Genomic DNA, 17,050 nt, shown 5'->3' on the forward strand with positions numbered 1-17,050 from the left:
ATTACTGGATTATTGTAAACTAATTATCACAATAATAAATACCCATAAGGTATTCATTACTTAGAAAATAATGCATCTGTTTTTGCTGCACAAATAAAGTCATTTTGATGTAAACCGTTAATGGTGTGCGTCCACCAGGTTACCGTTACTTTGCCCCATTCAAGTAAAATAGCGGGGTGATGCCCCTCAGTTTCAGCCATAACTGATATTTTATTGGCAAAATCCCATGCTAACTTATAATTTTTAAAAGTATATTCTCGTTCAAGAAGCATAATATTATCTCTATTATGTAACTGCCAGTTAGGTATTAATAACAGCAATTCAGTAGCCTTTTGAGCAGCAATTTTTGTTGAATTAATCGTACAGGCGACACAACTCACTTCAGTCAGTTGAGTCGAAGTAAGGTAACTTATTTCACTGATTGATGTTTTGACCATTATGCCACCCTAGTAGTTTTTCAACGTTGATTTAATTTTTTTGACTATTTATCAGAGATTTAATTTGCTGAGCTATTTTTTTACGCACCTGAGTCAATCTCGGCTTTTCTTCAAAAGGGATAGGACGACACAACTCCATAGTTTTAGCGCCCAATCTAGCGGTTAACATTCCCGCCCCTAACCCTTGAGCAAAACGAGACGATAACTTTCCTAATAATTCAGCGCCTAACATATCACTACCGTAGTCAGCAATTAATTCACTCGCGCCAGCATAGGCCATATTAACAAAGACTTGTTTTATTAGTTTTATACGACTCCAATAACCCAGTTTCAAACCATACAGTCCTGAAATTTTGTTTATCATACGTAGATTACGGGTGAGCATTATAAGCATATCTATTATAGCTATAGGACTAAGTGCAACTAATACAACGGCTTCAGTAGAGAATTTTGCCACTTCATTTAAAGCTTTCTCATCTACTTTACTCAACACAACACGTGAATATAAGTGCATTAATTCTGCTGAGTTATGCTCATTAGTTAATATGTCGTGCCAATGTTGTTTTTCGCCGCTATTATCGGCCCTTAAATCAAAAACCACATCGCAAGGTAAGCTTTCGCTGATATTATCGCAAAATGCTTTCGCGCGTTTATTAGAGGTTTCGGCTTGCTTAGCAGTAGTATTTTCCTGAGTAATTATTAACAACTCTGCCGCTTGTATTTTCATTTTTTGACGAGACTTAAACGCTTTCAATCCAACGAATTCTCGCCACAAACTATTTCCTGCAACAATAGCTAACGAGCCTAGCACAATACCGTAAAGACTTGTAATAATAGGCGAATCAACGAAGCCAACAACAAAGAATTCATAGGTTTCAATAGCAACTAAGATTAGCAGTAGCAAGGTAATTATCCGCCACAACCAAGCTTTGTTTTTTCCTTTTATTCCAGCTATATCCTGATTGAGTTGAACATCACTTCTTTCTCTTTTCTCTGCTTGATCAAAACCATTTTCATCAAAAGCGAGAGGTGAGTAGTCATCGTTATCAAAAACAACTTGTGCGGTAAACTGCTCAGAAAAACCACCTTCAGCGCTATACTCTTGAAAGTGAGTATTCGCTTTTCCGCCACTATCAACAACGACATCGTCATCGAAAAGTACTTGTTGTTGCTGAAGGTGTTGCTCGTTATTTTCTTGTTTCAATATTTTAGCATTCATAAATCATATCATTTTATCTGCGAGTAGAAATTGTAACACTTGGTCCATTCTAATATGAGGTAAACCATGGTGTTTATTAAGCCCTTGAAGTGGCAAAAACTCTATAAAATTAAAGCCGTTATTTTGCCAAAATGAATCACTTGGTAGCTGGCTTGGGACTGCTCCAGGAAAAACAGTTATTTTTCTCCCAAAAACATTTGTCGAGTTTTGCTTATCACCCTGCTCTAATTTATCAGTTTGACCATCGGCTTTGCTTACTGTTTTAGGTATATTCTGTTGATCATTTTCAGGTGAATTTTGCGTTAACCCTTGAAGAACAGGTACCTCTTTACCATTATGCTTACTTATACCTGACGTTGTCGCTTTAACCGAAGCAATAGCTAAAGTTTTTACCTCTACCGCATCGTAATTTAATTGTTGTTTATTTTGATGAATTAATTGATTTAATAAAGCTACCATAGGTGTATGTTGCTCTGGAGTTACATGATCGGCTTTACTTGCAGCAAAAAGCAATTTGTCTATTTTAGGAGAAAACAAGCGAGACAATATACCTGATTTACCATAGTTATAGCTTTCTAAAATCATCGAAATCGCTAACTCTAAATCAGAAAAACTTGCTTTACCTTGGTTTAATGGTTTCAAGCAGTCCGCCAACACTATTTGTCGGTCAAAACGTAGAAAGTGATCTCGATAAAACTTACGTACTACTTGCTCTTTGTATTCAAGGTAACGTGAACGTAACATACCGATAAAGCTATCATCAGGAGCATTTTGATAATCATTGCCATCTAAACCAGCCACCCCAGGAAAAGGAAAAAACTCTAATATAGGTGCGCCAGCTAAATCTCCAGGTAAAATAAATCGTCCAGGTTGAATAACTGATAAACCTAAGTCATGGCGAAAAGTATGTAATAAGGCGGTATATTCTTGTGCTAATTCAGCTAATAACTCTTCGCTTGCCTTTGAAAATGGGTCAATATCATTAAGTTTAGTTAAAAAATCGTGGCTTAACGATGCTCTTGGCTCACTTAACATTAACTCATGAGTTTGCTCTGACCATTCTTGGTATGTTTGCTTTAACATGGGTAAATCAAGCAACCATTCGCCAGGATAATCTGTGATATCAAGAGTTAAGGTTGTCATACTGGTTGCATATTTCAGTATCGATTTTTTCGGTTGATAGCGAATAGCTAATCGTAACTCACTAATACCGTGGGTAGGTTTAGGCCAACTAGCTGGCTCTGAAGTTAACGCCGACATTGCTGAGTCATAGTCAAAACGAGGGACATGAAAATGTTTTTGCGGAATACGTTTGGCGGCAATAAAATTCCCTTGATGAACGGGATCAAAAAAACTAAGTTGAGTGTTACTACCTTCATTAATTAATTGGTTGACTAGTGAGGTGATAAAAGCGGTTTTTCCACTGCGACTTAAACCGGTAACCGCTAAAGTAACATGTTGGTCAATAGTACGATTGAGTAACTCATTCGCTTTTTCTTTTAGTTTAGATAAACCACGTTTTTTAAGAGATTTATTTTCTGTTGTCATTACGATAGCTTACTTCTATAGGTTACGTGCAAGGTATTGGTTATATGTCTTTAGTTATATTTTAGTTCAAGGTATTTAGCTATACCTTTTACTAAATTACTGTGGGACTTAAAGTAAAATGTTCTACGTTTAATTTAGCCACACATCTCCCCTAGCTTACAACTTATTGATTTCTCTCGCGACAGTAAACTCACTTGACGTAACATATTGCTCCATTGCCTGTACTTTTACTTCCAGTGAAGCAAATTTACGGCCAATATCATACAGTGCTTGTTTAGCCGGCTCGCCCGCTTGCCAAACGCGAGCTTTAACTTTAATGGATTCATCACTTACATCATCAGTATTTTGTGCTCGTTGATCTGTTTTAGCATATTGACTAGTAGTTTGGCTATTATCTGACTGCTGATAACTTGCTACTGTTTTCTCTGGTGCTTTATCGAGAATAAACCAAGCGGCTAAGTAACCAAAAATAAGAAACGGCATACCAAATAGTACCCCTGATACTACTAAAATACGTACTAACCATGTTTCCCAGCCAAAATAATCAGCAATACCTGCACAAACGCCAGCTATTTTTCCTTGCTCAGCATTACGATAAAGCTCTCCTCTTCTGCGGTTTGTTTGCCGGCCCATTATTTACTTCTCCAGCTTGGAGTTTCTGCATCTAAAATAGCTTCAAGGGTTTTAATTCTTTGTGCCATTGAATCTGCAACTTCTGATAACTCAGATAATTGAATATACTCTTCCTGGCTTAACCCTTGGTTTACTTGCTTTTTACTACGGTAGTGCAGCACCAACCATATAGGGGCTACAACAACCAAAAATATAATAACCGGGGCAATAATTATCTCTTCCACAATATTTCTCCTTTGTTAGCGTTATATACATCATCCGTATCGAGTATGAATAGGTTAGTTATTATTTGTTCATTTTAGCTTTGAGTTGCGCTAACTCATCATCAACTTTAGCATCAGACTCAAGCCCTGCTATTTCATCTGATAATGATTTACTGCCTAAATTGCTACCTAAATCATAAGCCTCTACTTTGGCTTCTATATCATCAATTTTACGTTCGTAATGATCAAACCGACTTAAAGCGTCATTTACTCGTGTACTGTGAATATTTTCTTTAACCTTTAATCGAGTAGAGGCAGAATTTTCTCTGATAATCATCGCTTTTTGACGTGCCTTAGCATCGGTCAATTTATCTTGCAACTGAGTGATTTCGTCTTGTAATTTACTTAAGTGCTCTTCGGTAATACTTAATTCATTTAAAAGGTTTTGCGCATGTTCGTTACTTTTTTTCTTTTCCATTAAAGCTGCGCGCGCTAGATCTTCGCGATCTTTAGATAGCGCTAATTCTGCTTTTGCTTGCCATTGTTCTGCATCTTGCTCAAAGCGAGTCACCTGGCGCGATAAATCTTTTTTTTCCGCTAACGTTTTAGCCGAACTTGTCCGCACTTCAACTAAAGTATCTTCCATTTCTTGAATGATCAAGCGAACCATTTTGGCGGGATCTTCAGCCTTGTCTAATAAATTGTTAATATTAGAGTTAATTATGTCGGTGAATCTTGAGAAAATACTCATGTTAATGTCCTAAATTGTTATGCTGTAGATGTTAATTATGCTGATACTCAGCTTAAATAACTGCTACTAACGGTATATTTAATTATATTTATTCATATATTGCGCCAACTTTTAAAATTACAACAAGATATTGTTTTAAAAGATTTTATTAATTATTTAAATAATCCTTTCAACCATCCAAGTAATGAAATAAACTATTTGTTAGTGAAAAAAACCAACTTCAGAGTTTACTATGTCACGTTTTAACCAACAAGATAACCTGCTTGGTCAATCAAATAGCTTTTTAGAAGTTCTCGAGCAAATATCCCAAGTTGCAACATTAAGTAAACCTGTCCTCATCATTGGTGAGCGCGGTACCGGTAAAGAGTTAGTAGCTGCTCGCCTGCACTATTTATCTAAGCGTTGGCAACAAAACTATGTAAAGTTAAATTGTGCCGCATTAAATGAAAACCTACTTGAAACAGAATTATTCGGTTATGACAGCGGTGCTTTTACAGGCGCAAGTAAACGTCATGAAGGTCGCTTTGAACGTGCAGATAAAGGTACGCTTTTTTTAGATGAAATAGCTAATACTTCAGGCTTAATTCAAGAGAAATTACTCCGTGTTGTTGAATACGGAGAGTTTGAACGTGTTGGCGGCTCAAAAACAATACAAACTGATGTACGTTTAGTTGCGGCAACAAATGAAGACTTACCTTCATTGGCTGCTAATGGATTATTTAGAGCCGATTTATTAGATCGCTTAGCATTTGATGTAATAACTCTCCCCCCACTTAGAGAACGTTTAGATGATATTTTAATCCTCGCTGAACATTTTGCTATTAACATGGCACGCGAATTAGAGTTTGAATTATTTAGTGGCTTCACCGAAAAAGCTAAACGTAGTTTATTGGAATACCATTGGCCAGGAAATATTCGCGAATTAAAAAATGTAGTTGAACGCAGCGTATATCGATGTAACAACCCACATTTACCTGTGCATGAGTTGATTATTGACCCTTTTGAGTCTCCATTTCGACCTAAGCAAACGGTTAAAACTAATAACACACTAGCAGTTAATAAGGATATTATTCACCAGGTTGCTAGCCCTACAGAGCTAGTTAATAAATCTACACCAACAGCAAAAACTGTAGAAGAAGATTTATTACCGATTAATTCCAAGGTAATTAGCCTGAAATTTCCGCAGTCATTAAAATCATTATCACAAGATTACGAGATTGAATTAATCCAATCAGCGCTATCTCATTGTCAATTTAATCAAAAGAAGACTGCAGAAGCGCTCGAATTAACTTATCATCAACTAAGAGGCTACTTAAAAAAATACAACTTGCTTGATGGCAGTAATAACGATGAACATTAATTATTTTCCTACTCTCACTCTAGTTGCTTTTATTTCCCTTTTAACGGGTTGTAATGAAGGTGATAAGTTAACGTTAAATGAGCGTAGTATTATCTATTGCTCGGAAGGGCCACCAGAAACGTTTAACCCTCAACTGAGTATTTCAGGTACAACTACTGACGCCACTTCTAAACAACTTTATAACAGCCTTATTGTTTATAAAGGAAAGAACAATACTTTAGCACCTTCGCTAGCAAAGTCGTGGCATGTAACTGGTGATGGTAAAAAAATAACTTTTTATCTTCGCCAAGATGTTAGTTTTCATCAAACAAGCTATTTCACCCCAAGCAGATTATTTAATGCTGATGATGTTTTATTTAGCTTCAATCGTATTTTGGATAAGCAACACAGTTTTCATTACGTTTCTGGCGGGCAATACCCTTTCTTTGAGAGTATTAAATTTGACGATCTAGTTGAAAGGGTCGAAAAAATAAATGACTTTACGGTACGCTTTATTTTAAAACAAAGTGACAGCTCTTTTCTGGCTAATTTAGCCACCGATTATGCAATTATTTTATCCGAAGAATACGGCAGTAAACTTGCTGCTAATTATAGCAATCATGATTTGGATATATTACCGATTGGTACAGGTCCTTTTAAACTTAAAGATTACCGAGTTGGTTCATTTATTCGTTTTTATCGTCATGATGATTACTGGCAAGAAAAAGCAAAGATAGAACAACTCGTTTATGATATTTCCCCAAGTAAAACAAGCCGTCTAACAAAATTTTTAGCTAAAGAGTGTGATGTGAGCAGCTACCCTATTGCCCACAAAAAAATAACTGACAGAAAAGATTTAACACTAGAATCAATTACCTCTCTAAATGTTGGCTACTTTGGCTTTAATACCAAAAGAAAACCGTTTGATAATAAACTTGTTCGCCAAGCTGTGAGTTTAGCTATTAATAAACAAGCATTGATTGAAACAGTGTACCGAGATCAAGCAGAACGTGCTAAGTCGATACTTCCTGAAAACTCTTGGGCTTATGATAGTAGTATTGCTGAAATAGCTTATGATCCTGAACGCGCTAAAGAGTTATTAACTGTTGCTGGTTATCCTCAAGGTTTTACTATGGATTTATGGGCAATGCCACTGCAAAGAGCATACAACCCTAATGCAGTTACTATGGCTAAACTTATTCAGACAGACTTAAAGAAAATTGGCGTAAAAGTAAATATAATTAGTTATGAGTGGACCGCATTTTTACGTCGCTTATCACAAGGCGAGCATCAAAGCTTTTTATTAGGATGGACAGCCGACAACCCTGATCCCGATAACTTTTTTACACCTATGCTCAGCTGCTCTGCTACTGATAAAGGTAGTAACCATACTTTTTGGTGTAATGAAGAATATGATCAACTCCTAAAACAAGCTTTAAAAACAAACAACATAAGCGAAAGAAAAAATTATTATTCAAAAGCCATGGCGATCATTAATGAGCAAATTCCGTTACTGCCAATAGCTCACTCAAAACGTTTTCAAGCACGAGATATACATGTTGAAGGTGAAATACTTGAGTATTTTGGTGGTATTAATTTTTCTCAAGTATCAAAAAAACCAGCAAAAAGTATTATTAATCAAGTAATACCCCAAAAAATTGAGGCGTTATTACCGCAAGATTATACTGATGATGAAATTATTACTGAAAAGGTAAAAAATTAACATGCTGACCTTTACCTTACGTCGCCTAAGTTTATTCATATTTACGATGTTTGCTTTAACACTACTATCGTTTAGTTTAAGCTTTTTATTTCCTGGTGATACCGTAATCAATCACTCTGGGCAAATTAATGCAAGCGCAACAGAATTAGCTGAATTAAATAAATCTTATCGAATGGATCAGAATATTGTCATTCAATATGGTGCTTACTTAACACACATTTTAAACGGTGACTTTGGTTTATCAGCCGTTAACCAATCCTCTATTAGTAATGATATTCTAAAATTACTGCCAGCAACGATAGAATTAAGTTTAGTCGCTTTACTCATTGCTATGCTTGTTGGCATTCCGTTAGGCTTTATCGCCGCTATTTACCATAATAAAGTGCCTGATAGTGCAATTTTATCACTCGCAATGCTCGGATATTCTATTCCTGTTTTTTGGCTTGGCCTATTGGCTATTCTCTTTTTTTCCATTGGTTTAGGTTGGCTGCCGTCTTCGGGTCAAATCAGCTTATTATTTGAAATTGACTTTGTCACAGGTATCCAGTTTATTGATATTTTACTCAGTGACAGTCCTTATAAATGGCAAGCATTTAGAGATGCAAGTGCTCATATTATATTACCTGCCTGTGTGATTGCTGTAGCTCCGGCTACTATTTTTATTCGTTTATCACGAGCATCGATGATTGACGTGTTAGCCTCAAGTTATATTCGTGCTGCTCGAGCAAAGGGTTTAAATTTTAGACAAATAATTTTTCGCCATGCAATACGTAATGCCTTAATTCAAATAATACGTCATGTAGGCTTGCAGTTTGCTAACTTAGTGACCATTGCTATGGTGACCGAAGTTATTTTTAGTTGGCCTGGTATAGGTCGTTGGTTAATAGAAAGCATTTATCAGCGAGACTACTCCGCTATTCAAAGTGGTTTGCTGGTACTTTCATGCTTTATCTTTATGATACATATTTTAATTGATTTTATTTATGCTGGACTTAATCCGTTAGCGCGAGGAAATAAATATGGCTCGTGAAAAAGTATATCTTGAAGAGGTTTTTCCCTCTCCCTTCATGCAGTTGTGGGGGATATTTCGTAAAACTCCAGTTGCCATGGTTGGTTTTTGCTGTTTTATTTTTTTAGTTGTATTAGCTATATTCGCTCCCATTATTGCTCCTTATAATCCAATAGACGGTAATTTGGACATGATATTGGTGCCGCCGGCTTGGCATGAAGACGGTAATGTTAGTTATTTATTAGGCACTGATGATCTTGGCCGAGATATGTTATCTCGCTTGATGTACGGTACCTCACTCACCTTTGGCTTAAGTTTTATTGTGGTGGTTTTTTCGTTAGTTATTGGTGTCGTTATTGGCTCAATATCGGCGTTAACAACTGGCTTTAAATCAAGCTTTTTAAACCACTGTCTTGATGTGGTGTTATCCATTCCGTCATTACTATTGGCCATTATTATAGTCGCAATTTTAGGACCAGGAATTAGTAATACAGTTTGGGCGGTTGCTATTGTATTTATACCTCAATTTATTCATATAACTCGCTATGCGGTAAAAGAAGAGTTTAGAAAAGATTACGTACTTGCCTCTCGATTAGATGGCGCAAATAACTTTCGTATATTGTATTACTCTGTATTCCCTAATATTGTTGAGCGTTTGATGAGTCAAGCAACACTGGCTCAATCTGCCGCCATATTAGACATAGCAACCTTGGGTTTTTTAGGACTTGGCGCACAAATTCCCTTACCTGAATGGGGTTCTATTTTAGCCAATGGTCTTGAGCGTTTTTATATTGCCCCTTGGACCGTTTACCTGCCAGGTTTAGCAATATTGTTTGCGGTAGTTGCCACTAACTTAGTAGGTGAAGGTATACGTCATGCGCTTAAACTGCGTAAGGATAATTAAGTATGATTTCAATTTTCATCATTAAACTTGCAGCAATTATCTCAGGTTCAACAGTGAGTGGTAATGGTCCATATAATTGCTTAACTATTGTTATTTCTCATAAAAAAGTTTGTAAGTAATCGCCATGAATTTACTCGATATAAGAAATTTATCTATTGAACTTGATACCCCGTCAGGCCGTGTTCTCGCGGTAGACAGAATAAGTTTGTCGATTAAAGAAGGTGAAGTACGGGGTTTAGTAGGAGAATCAGGCTCAGGCAAGTCACTGTTAGCTCAAGCAATAATGGGCGTGCTGCAACCTAAATGGCATGTTCATGCTGATAGATTTCACTGGCGCGGTATCGATTTACTACGCTTGAGCATTGCAGAGCGAAAAGCATTACTTTGTCGTGATATTGCGATGATATTTCAAGAGCCTATGAGTTGTTTAGACCCAACCACTTTAGTGGGCGAGCAATTAAGTGAAGCAATTGATAAAACTCAGTTAACAGGTCATTTTTGGCAGCGTAAAAAGCAACGTAAAGAAGCGGTAATAAAATTACTCCACAAAGTAGGTATTCAAAAGCATAGCCAGTGTATGAAAAGTTACCCTCATCAATTAACCGAAGCGCTGTGCCAACGGGTAATGATCGCTATCGCCCTTGCTGGGAGGCCAATATTGTTAATTGCCGATGAGCCAACGGCTGCTATGGAAAGTACCAACCAAGCTCAAATTTTTAGACTACTTGCCAATTTAAATCAGTTTAAAAACATGTCGATATTATTAATTAGTCATGATTTAGAGAATCTGACCCAGTGGACCCATAATATTACGGTAATGTATAGCGGGCAATTTGTAGAGGCTGGCAGTACCGATCAAATATTTGATCAACCAATGCACCCTTATACACAAGCCTTAGTAGGAAGTAGTACCAAAGCAAATTTACAAGTGCCTACTAAGTCACGCTTGATGACATTGCCTGGCAGTATTCCTATCTTACAACATTTACCTATTGGTTGTAGGTTAGGACCACGGTGTCCGCGAGCACAAAAAACCTGTGTAGAAGTGCCTATGGTGAGTAATTTTCACGGCCATAAAGTCAGTTGTCATTTTCCTTTGATTAAAGAACCAAAGAAAAAAACATCAGTGAAGTACAAAATTGGTAATGGAGCGAGTTAAGATGACTGTTTTATTAGATGTTAGCGATATATCCAAGTCGTTCAAACTCAAAGGTTACTGGTATCATAAACGCACTTTTGATGCTTTATTACCCATATCCTTTAGCTTAGAATCTAAAAAAACGTTAGCTATTGTTGGTGAGGCGGGTTCAGGTAAATCGACTCTAGCTAAAATATTAGTTGGTGCTGAAATCCCCAGTACAGGGGTTATATCTTTAAATGGTCAACCTTTAGAGAATCAACGTTTTAAGCAAAGATGCCAGCAAATTAGAATGATCTTTCAAGATTCAGGAACAACCTTAAACCCGAGTTTGACCATTCAAGAGTTACTTGATGAGCCATTAACACTCAATACAGATTTAGACGAAAAACAGCGTTATCAACTAATCAGAACAACATTACATAAAGTTGGCCTGCTTGGCGATCATATGAACTTTTACCCTCATATGTTCTCAGGAGGCCAGAAACAACGTATATCTCTAGCCCGAGCAATAATATTACAACCGCAAGTTATCATCTTAGATGAAGCTTTAGCAGCGTTAGATCCATCATTACGTTCGCAAATGATAAACTTGCTTCTCGACCTACAACAACAAATGGGCTTGGCTTACATTTTAATTTCACACAATTTAGGTATTGTTCGGCATTTTAGTGATGACGTAATGGTGCTATCTCAAGGCGCGGTAGTCGAGTCGGGGAGAACGATAGACGTGATGCGTAAACCACAACACAAAGTCACTCAAAAGTTAATGATGAGTCAAAACTTTCAGCTAAGACCTGCGAAAAGATAACCCCATACGCTTATCCTACTGTTGTACACGTCAATCATTTCAGGACCAGATATTTTAATTATAAAAAAAGCCAATAGTAAATAAATACTTATTGGCTTTTTATGCATATTCTACGATAGCTTTAACTACTATCGCTTATATTTTACTTTACTGCTAACTAATAGCAGATAACTTATACCGGCTAAAGAAAACCTGCTAAAGAAGTAATACCAGCTATAGTAATAGCACTTATCGTTTAATAAGCAGATACTGGCTCAGCGATTGCTTTGCGAGTAATTTTAGCATCAACGATTAATGAGTTAACAAAACTTTCATAAGCCGATTGAGCTAATTGAGACGTTTGTTGCTGTGCTAAATTAGGCGCTGCTGCCCCTTCGCTTACACCAACGCCTGTCACTTCAATCAAGGCAAGATCACCATTACTCAATGCAACAGTTGAAGCGGAAATAACGCCATCAACTGGATGAGGTAACACAAAAGCCGCACGACTAATACTTTGGTCGAGTGCAGGGCTATAACGCGCCACGTTCTCTTCAATCACAAAAGTAGCATTAAGCTCAGCTAATTGATCTGCAATCTCTGCGCCCGCTTTAAATTCAACTAATAATAAATCAACCGTTTGTTGAGCTAATTCAGTAGCTTTTTGTTCAACTAAGATTTCTTTAATTTGTGGTTCAACTTCTGACAACGGCTTAACATTCGCAGCTTGAAACTTATTAAGACGAAGTACAATGACTAAATCATCGCTTATTTCAATAAGATCAGAGTTCATATTTTCTTGTAAAACCAAATCAGAAAAAGCAGCTTCTATCACGTTATCTTGATCAAAAGGCGCATCATTGCCACCACGTAATATCCAAGGAGAGGTTTGTATAGCAACATTAACTTCTGCTGCAGCATCTTCTAGGCTATCAGGAAATTCAAAGCTCAAACGAGCCATTTCTTGTTGTAAAGCAAAAAATTTGTTCTGCGCTTCATCATGACTTAGCTTGATACGTAACTCATCTTCTACTTCAGCTAATGATTTAACTACATTTTCTTTATAATCCGTAAGCATTAATACGTGATAACCAAAACTGGTTTCAACTAAACCACTAGTATCACCAACATTAACTAAAGCTAATGCGGCATCATCAAAACTTTCTTCCATGATGCCTGGCTCTAACCACTCTAAATCACCGCCATTTTCAGCACTGAAAGTATCGCTTGATAGCTCTTTAGCTAAGGTAGCAAAGTCTTCACCTTGCTCAAGACGAGTTAATACGTCTTGTGCTTGCGCTTTAGCAGACTCAGCATCATCTTCATTAAATTCAATAAGAATATGAGAGATACGACGTTGCTCTGGTTCAGTAAAGCTAACTAAATTTTCTTGATAATATTGTGCAATTTCTGCATCGCTAATAACGATGTCTTTGGCAATATCGGCAACATTTAAGCTAATAAAATCTACTTTAACTTGTTCTTTGTTTTCAAAGCGTGATTGGTTAGCTAAGTAATAATTATTAACTTCATCATCTGTTAACTCAATACCTGCTTTAAATTGTTCAGCAGCTATCGTTGCATATCGAATATCACGTGTTTGATTTTGTAAAGCTAACTGTAATTTTTCTTGGTAAGGTAAGTTAAACTCACTTGATAACAACGCTTGACTTAACTGACGACGTGTCATTTCTACACGAATGTAATCACGAAAATCAGACGATTGGAAAAAACCTGATTGATTTATGATAGCTAAGTAACGATCATTATCAAAAACACCATTAACTTGAAATTCAGGCATTTCACGAATTGTTTCTTTTAAACGATTATCTGAAACGATAATGGCTAGGTCTTTACTATTTTGATCAATCAACTTCTCATTAATCAAGTTATCTAATACACCTTGGCGAAAGTTTGCCATATAATTAGCATCGTTTGATAAGGTATCAAACATTTCACCAAACTGTTGTGACATACGATTACGTTGTGACTGAAAAGCGGTATCAAAAGCCTGCTGACTAATTTCTTCACCGTTAACAACAGCAACTGAAGTATCAACTGAATTACTATAACTTCCTACACCAGCTACAGCAAAAGTAAGGATAATCAAACCAAGAATAATTTTGGCGGTCAACCCTTGAGATTTTTCACGAATTTCTTCTAACATTTCTTTCTCTTTTTTTTATACCTAACATTCTAGGTTTAAGTATCTTAAATTAACGTTGCTCGCGATTTTAGCAGATGATAAGCCTTGCTTGAAGCACAACATGAGCAAAATACAATATATTTACCATACTGTTCAGGAATCTAATCGCTGTCTTTGAAACAAATGATTCAGGGAACGGATATAGAGGCTATAAAGTAAAAAACCACCTAAAAGGTGGTTTTTTTAATACGCGGTATAACTTAATCGAAATTGATTATTAGTTACATGCGTCTTTTAATGCTTTACCCGCTTTGAACGATGGGATTTTAGCAGCAGCAATTTGAATAGTTGCACCCGTTTGTGGGTTACGACCAGTTCGTGCAGCACGGTCACGTACTGAGAAAGTACCAAAACCAACAAGAGCTACTTGCTCGCCATCTTTTAATTCATCAGTTACTGCGCCAATAAATGAATCTAACGCACGACCCGCAGCAGCTTTTGAAATGTCTGCACCAGCAGCAATTTTCTCTATTAGTTGAGATTTATTCACAGTGTATACCCCTTAAATTGTTTTTTATCCAGCGCCATCCTTTTTATTGATGCAATTAAATGTATTTGTATATTTAATTGCTTGAGGCGTTGAGTTTAGAAAATATCTTATGCTTTCTAGAACCTATATTCTATCTATATACATAGTGAGTAAGGGGTCTAGCGATATAAGCGTAGTTAACTTACCATAGTTTCAGCGTTTGAAAAGCGATAATTTCATTTTTTTGCAAATTTTTTAGTTTTTTTGGCCTTTTTTACTATAAAGAGACAAAAAAGGCCAAGGATTGAGCAACTTACTTCTCAATTTTCCATTCTTCTACCGGATGCTCTAGCGCGAGGTCTAGCACTTCTTCTATCCATTTCACTGGATGAATAGATAATTCAGCTTTAACATTTTCAGGTATGTCCTGTAAATCACGTTCATTTTCATGTGGAATAATCACTGTTTTTATACCGCCGCGATGAGCTGCTAGTAATTTTTCCTTTAATCCACCAATAGCAAGTACTTCACCACGCAAGGTGATTTCACCTGTCATTGCAACATCAGCTTTTACCGGATTACCCGTTAAACTTGAAACCAGCGCAGTACACATACCAATACCCGCACTAGGACCATCTTTTGGTGTTGCCCCTTCAGGCACATGCACATGAATATCTCTTTTCTCGTAAAAGTCATCGTTAATACGCAGCTTCTCAGTTCGACTACGCACTACTGTCATAGCCGCTTGAATTGACTCTTTCATTACATCACCAAGTGAGCCAGTGTAAGTTAACTTACCTTTACCTGGCACAGAAGCCGTTTCAATCGTCAGTAACTCACCGCCCACTTGGGTCCAAGCTAAACCTGTCACTAAACCGACACGGTTTTCATCATCTGCTTTACCATAATCGAAACGTTGCACACCTAAAAATTCATTTAGGTTGGCTTGATTAATGGTGACTTTTTTGATGTTTTTATCAAGTAAAATAGACTTAACAGCTTTACGACATAACTTTGATATTTCACGCTCTAAGCCACGCACACCTGCTTCACGTGTGTAATAACGAATAATGCCTACAATAGCACTGTCATCAATTTCAATTTCTTTGGCTTTTAAACCATTACGCTCTATTTGCTTATCAAGTAAATGGCTCTTAGCAATATTAAGTTTTTCATCTTCGGTATAGCCAGACAAACGAATAACTTCCATACGGTCTAATAATGGGCCTGGAATATCCATACTGTTTGAAGTTGCAACAAACATAACATCAGACAAGTCGTAATCTACTTCAAGATAATGATCGTTAAAGCTAGTATTTTGTTCAGGGTCAAGTACTTCCAATAATGCAGAAGCTGGATCACCACGCATGTCAGACGCCATTTTGTCTATTTCATCTAATAAAAATAGTGGATTTTTAACACCAACCTTTGATATTTTTTGAATTAATTTGCCTGGTAATGAACCAATATAAGTACGTCGATGACCACGAATTTCAGCTTCATCTCGCACACCGCCTAAAGCCATACGAACATATTTTCGACCAGTAGATTTAGCGATTGATTGACCTAATGAGGTTTTACCGACACCAGGAGGCCCTACTAAACATAAAATAGGTCCTTTTAATTGACTGACACGTTGTTGCACGGCCAAGTACTCTAAAATACGTTCTTTAACTTTGTCTAAACCGTAGTGATCTTTATCAAGCACTTCTTGCGCTAAGGCTAAATTGCGCTTCAATTTACTACGTTTTTTCCAAGGCACATTAATCATGCACTCAATATAACTGCGAACTACTGTTGCTTCCGCCGACATCGGTGACATCATTTTAAGTTTTTGAAACTCAGCTAAGGTTTTATCCTTAGCTTCAGCAGGCATTTGCGCATCTTCAATACGCTTAGCCATTAGCTCAAGTTCATCTGGGGTTTCTTCACCTTCGTTAAGCTCTTTTTGAATGGCTTTCATTTGCTCATTCAAATAATAATCACGTTGGCTTTTTTCCATTTGCTTTTTGACACGAGTACGAATTTTCTTTTCAACTTGTAGTAAGTCTATTTCGCCTTCCATTAATGCCATTAAATGCTCTAAACGAACATTCACATCAATAATTTCTAATACCTTTTGCTTATCAGCCAATTTTAATGGCATGTGTGCTGCCATAGTGTCAGCTAATTGTTCAGCGTCATCAATACCGGATACCGAAGTAAGCACTTCCGGTGGTATTTTCTTGTTAAGCTTTACATAACCTTCAAATTGAGAAATAGCTGAACGTATTAATACTTCAATATCATCGGTTAATACTGAGCTTGGCGTTACATATTCAATTTCAGCGCTAAAGTATTCTTCTGTCTCAACGAATTTATTAATTACCGCACGTTGCGAGCCTTCAACAAGTACCTTTACCGTACCGTCTGGTAACTTTAACATTTGTAGTATTGTCGCTACGGTACCTGTTGTATATACATCATCGGCTTTTGGGTCATCAACTGCTGCATCTTTTTGGGCAACGAGGAATACCTGTTTATCTTGCTCCATAGCTAAGTCTAAACATCGTATAGACTTTTCACGCCCAACGAAAAGTGGAATAACCATTTGAGGATAAACAACAACATCTCTTAAGGCTAAAACGGGGATCTCAACGACACCTGATAATTCTTTACTCATTGGCTACTCTTTTTGGAAA

15 protein-coding genes are annotated in these 17,050 nt (G+C 36.9%); 6 read left to right on the plus strand and 9 right to left on the minus strand.

Annotated elements, in window-relative coordinates:
• Positions 1–56 precede the first annotated feature (56 nt).
• The 6 genes from CWS31_RS05610 to pspA form a co-directional block, all read right to left on the minus strand.
• On the minus strand, positions 57–437 hold the full coding sequence (locus CWS31_RS05610) for a 4a-hydroxytetrahydrobiopterin dehydratase (protein WP_101345194.1): 381 nt from the start codon (positions 435–437) through the stop codon (positions 57–59).
• A gap of 31 nt (positions 438–468) precedes the next feature.
• Positions 469–1,656 (minus strand): YcjF family protein, encoded by a 1,188-nt coding sequence (locus CWS31_RS05615; RefSeq protein ID WP_246143387.1) that lies wholly within the window; start codon positions 1,654–1,656, stop codon positions 469–471.
• A 3-nt stretch (positions 1,657–1,659) separates the two neighbouring features.
• Entirely contained in the window at positions 1,660–3,204 is a 1,545-nt protein-coding gene (locus tag CWS31_RS05620) for a YcjX family GTP-binding protein (protein ID WP_101345195.1), read from the minus strand.
• 156 nt (positions 3,205–3,360) lie between these two features.
• The gene (pspC, locus tag CWS31_RS05625) at positions 3,361–3,837 is read right to left on the minus strand and encodes an envelope stress response membrane protein PspC (protein WP_101345196.1); all 477 of its coding nucleotides are present in this window, start codon (positions 3,835–3,837) and stop codon (positions 3,361–3,363) included.
• Positions 3,837–4,061, minus strand: a complete 225-nt coding sequence (gene pspB, locus CWS31_RS05630; protein WP_101345197.1) for an envelope stress response membrane protein PspB — start codon at positions 4,059–4,061, stop codon at positions 3,837–3,839. Before pspB ends, pspC begins: the two co-directional genes overlap by 1 nt.
• 61 nt (positions 4,062–4,122) lie before the next feature.
• Positions 4,123–4,791, minus strand: a complete 669-nt coding sequence (gene pspA, locus CWS31_RS05635) for a phage shock protein PspA (RefSeq protein ID WP_101345198.1) — start codon at positions 4,789–4,791, stop codon at positions 4,123–4,125.
• Between the two features lie 232 nt (positions 4,792–5,023).
• Between pspA and pspF the strand changes: the two genes are divergently transcribed.
• The 6 genes from pspF (at position 5,024) to CWS31_RS05665 (ending at position 11,715) form a co-directional block, all read left to right on the plus strand.
• Complete coding sequence (gene pspF, locus CWS31_RS05640; protein WP_101345199.1) at positions 5,024–6,151, plus strand: phage shock protein operon transcriptional activator; 1,128 nt, start codon at positions 5,024–5,026, stop codon at positions 6,149–6,151.
• Entirely contained in the window at positions 6,141–7,853 is a 1,713-nt protein-coding gene (locus CWS31_RS05645) for an ABC transporter substrate-binding protein (RefSeq protein WP_101345200.1), read from the plus strand. Before pspF ends, CWS31_RS05645 begins: the two co-directional genes overlap by 11 nt.
• A 1-nt stretch (position 7,854) precedes the next feature.
• Positions 7,855–8,883, plus strand: coding sequence for an ABC transporter permease (locus CWS31_RS05650; protein WP_101345201.1), 1,029 nt, complete (start codon positions 7,855–7,857; stop codon positions 8,881–8,883).
• Positions 8,873–9,766 (plus strand): ABC transporter permease subunit, encoded by an 894-nt coding sequence (locus tag CWS31_RS05655; protein ID WP_101345202.1) that lies wholly within the window; start codon positions 8,873–8,875, stop codon positions 9,764–9,766. The genes CWS31_RS05650 and CWS31_RS05655 overlap by 11 nt, the downstream gene beginning before the upstream one ends.
• Before the next feature lie 124 nt (positions 9,767–9,890).
• Positions 9,891–10,925: a peptide ABC transporter ATP-binding protein gene (locus CWS31_RS05660; RefSeq protein WP_101345203.1), complete on the plus strand. Its 1,035-nt coding sequence runs from the start codon at positions 9,891–9,893 to the stop codon at positions 10,923–10,925.
• A gap of 1 nt (position 10,926) precedes the next feature.
• Positions 10,927–11,715: a peptide ABC transporter ATP-binding protein gene (locus CWS31_RS05665; protein WP_101345204.1), complete on the plus strand. Its 789-nt coding sequence runs from the start codon at positions 10,927–10,929 to the stop codon at positions 11,713–11,715.
• Positions 11,716–11,950: 235 nt separating this feature from the next.
• Here the strand turns inward: CWS31_RS05665 and CWS31_RS05670 are convergent, their stop codons facing one another.
• From CWS31_RS05670 to lon, 3 genes are all read right to left on the minus strand, one after another.
• Entirely contained in the window at positions 11,951–13,861 is a 1,911-nt protein-coding gene (locus CWS31_RS05670) for a SurA N-terminal domain-containing protein (protein ID WP_101345205.1), read from the minus strand.
• Between the two features lie 256 nt (positions 13,862–14,117).
• Complete coding sequence (gene hupB / locus CWS31_RS05675) at positions 14,118–14,390, minus strand: nucleoid-associated protein HU-beta (protein ID WP_011044534.1); 273 nt, start codon at positions 14,388–14,390, stop codon at positions 14,118–14,120.
• 292 nt (positions 14,391–14,682) lie between these two features.
• Entirely contained in the window at positions 14,683–17,031 is a 2,349-nt protein-coding gene (gene lon, locus CWS31_RS05680) for an endopeptidase La (protein ID WP_101345206.1), read from the minus strand.
• Positions 17,032–17,050 lie beyond the last annotated feature (19 nt).

The sequence above is a fragment of the Colwellia echini genome (genome assembly GCF_002843355.2).
GTDB lineage: Bacteria > Pseudomonadota > Gammaproteobacteria > Enterobacterales > Alteromonadaceae > Colwellia > Colwellia echini.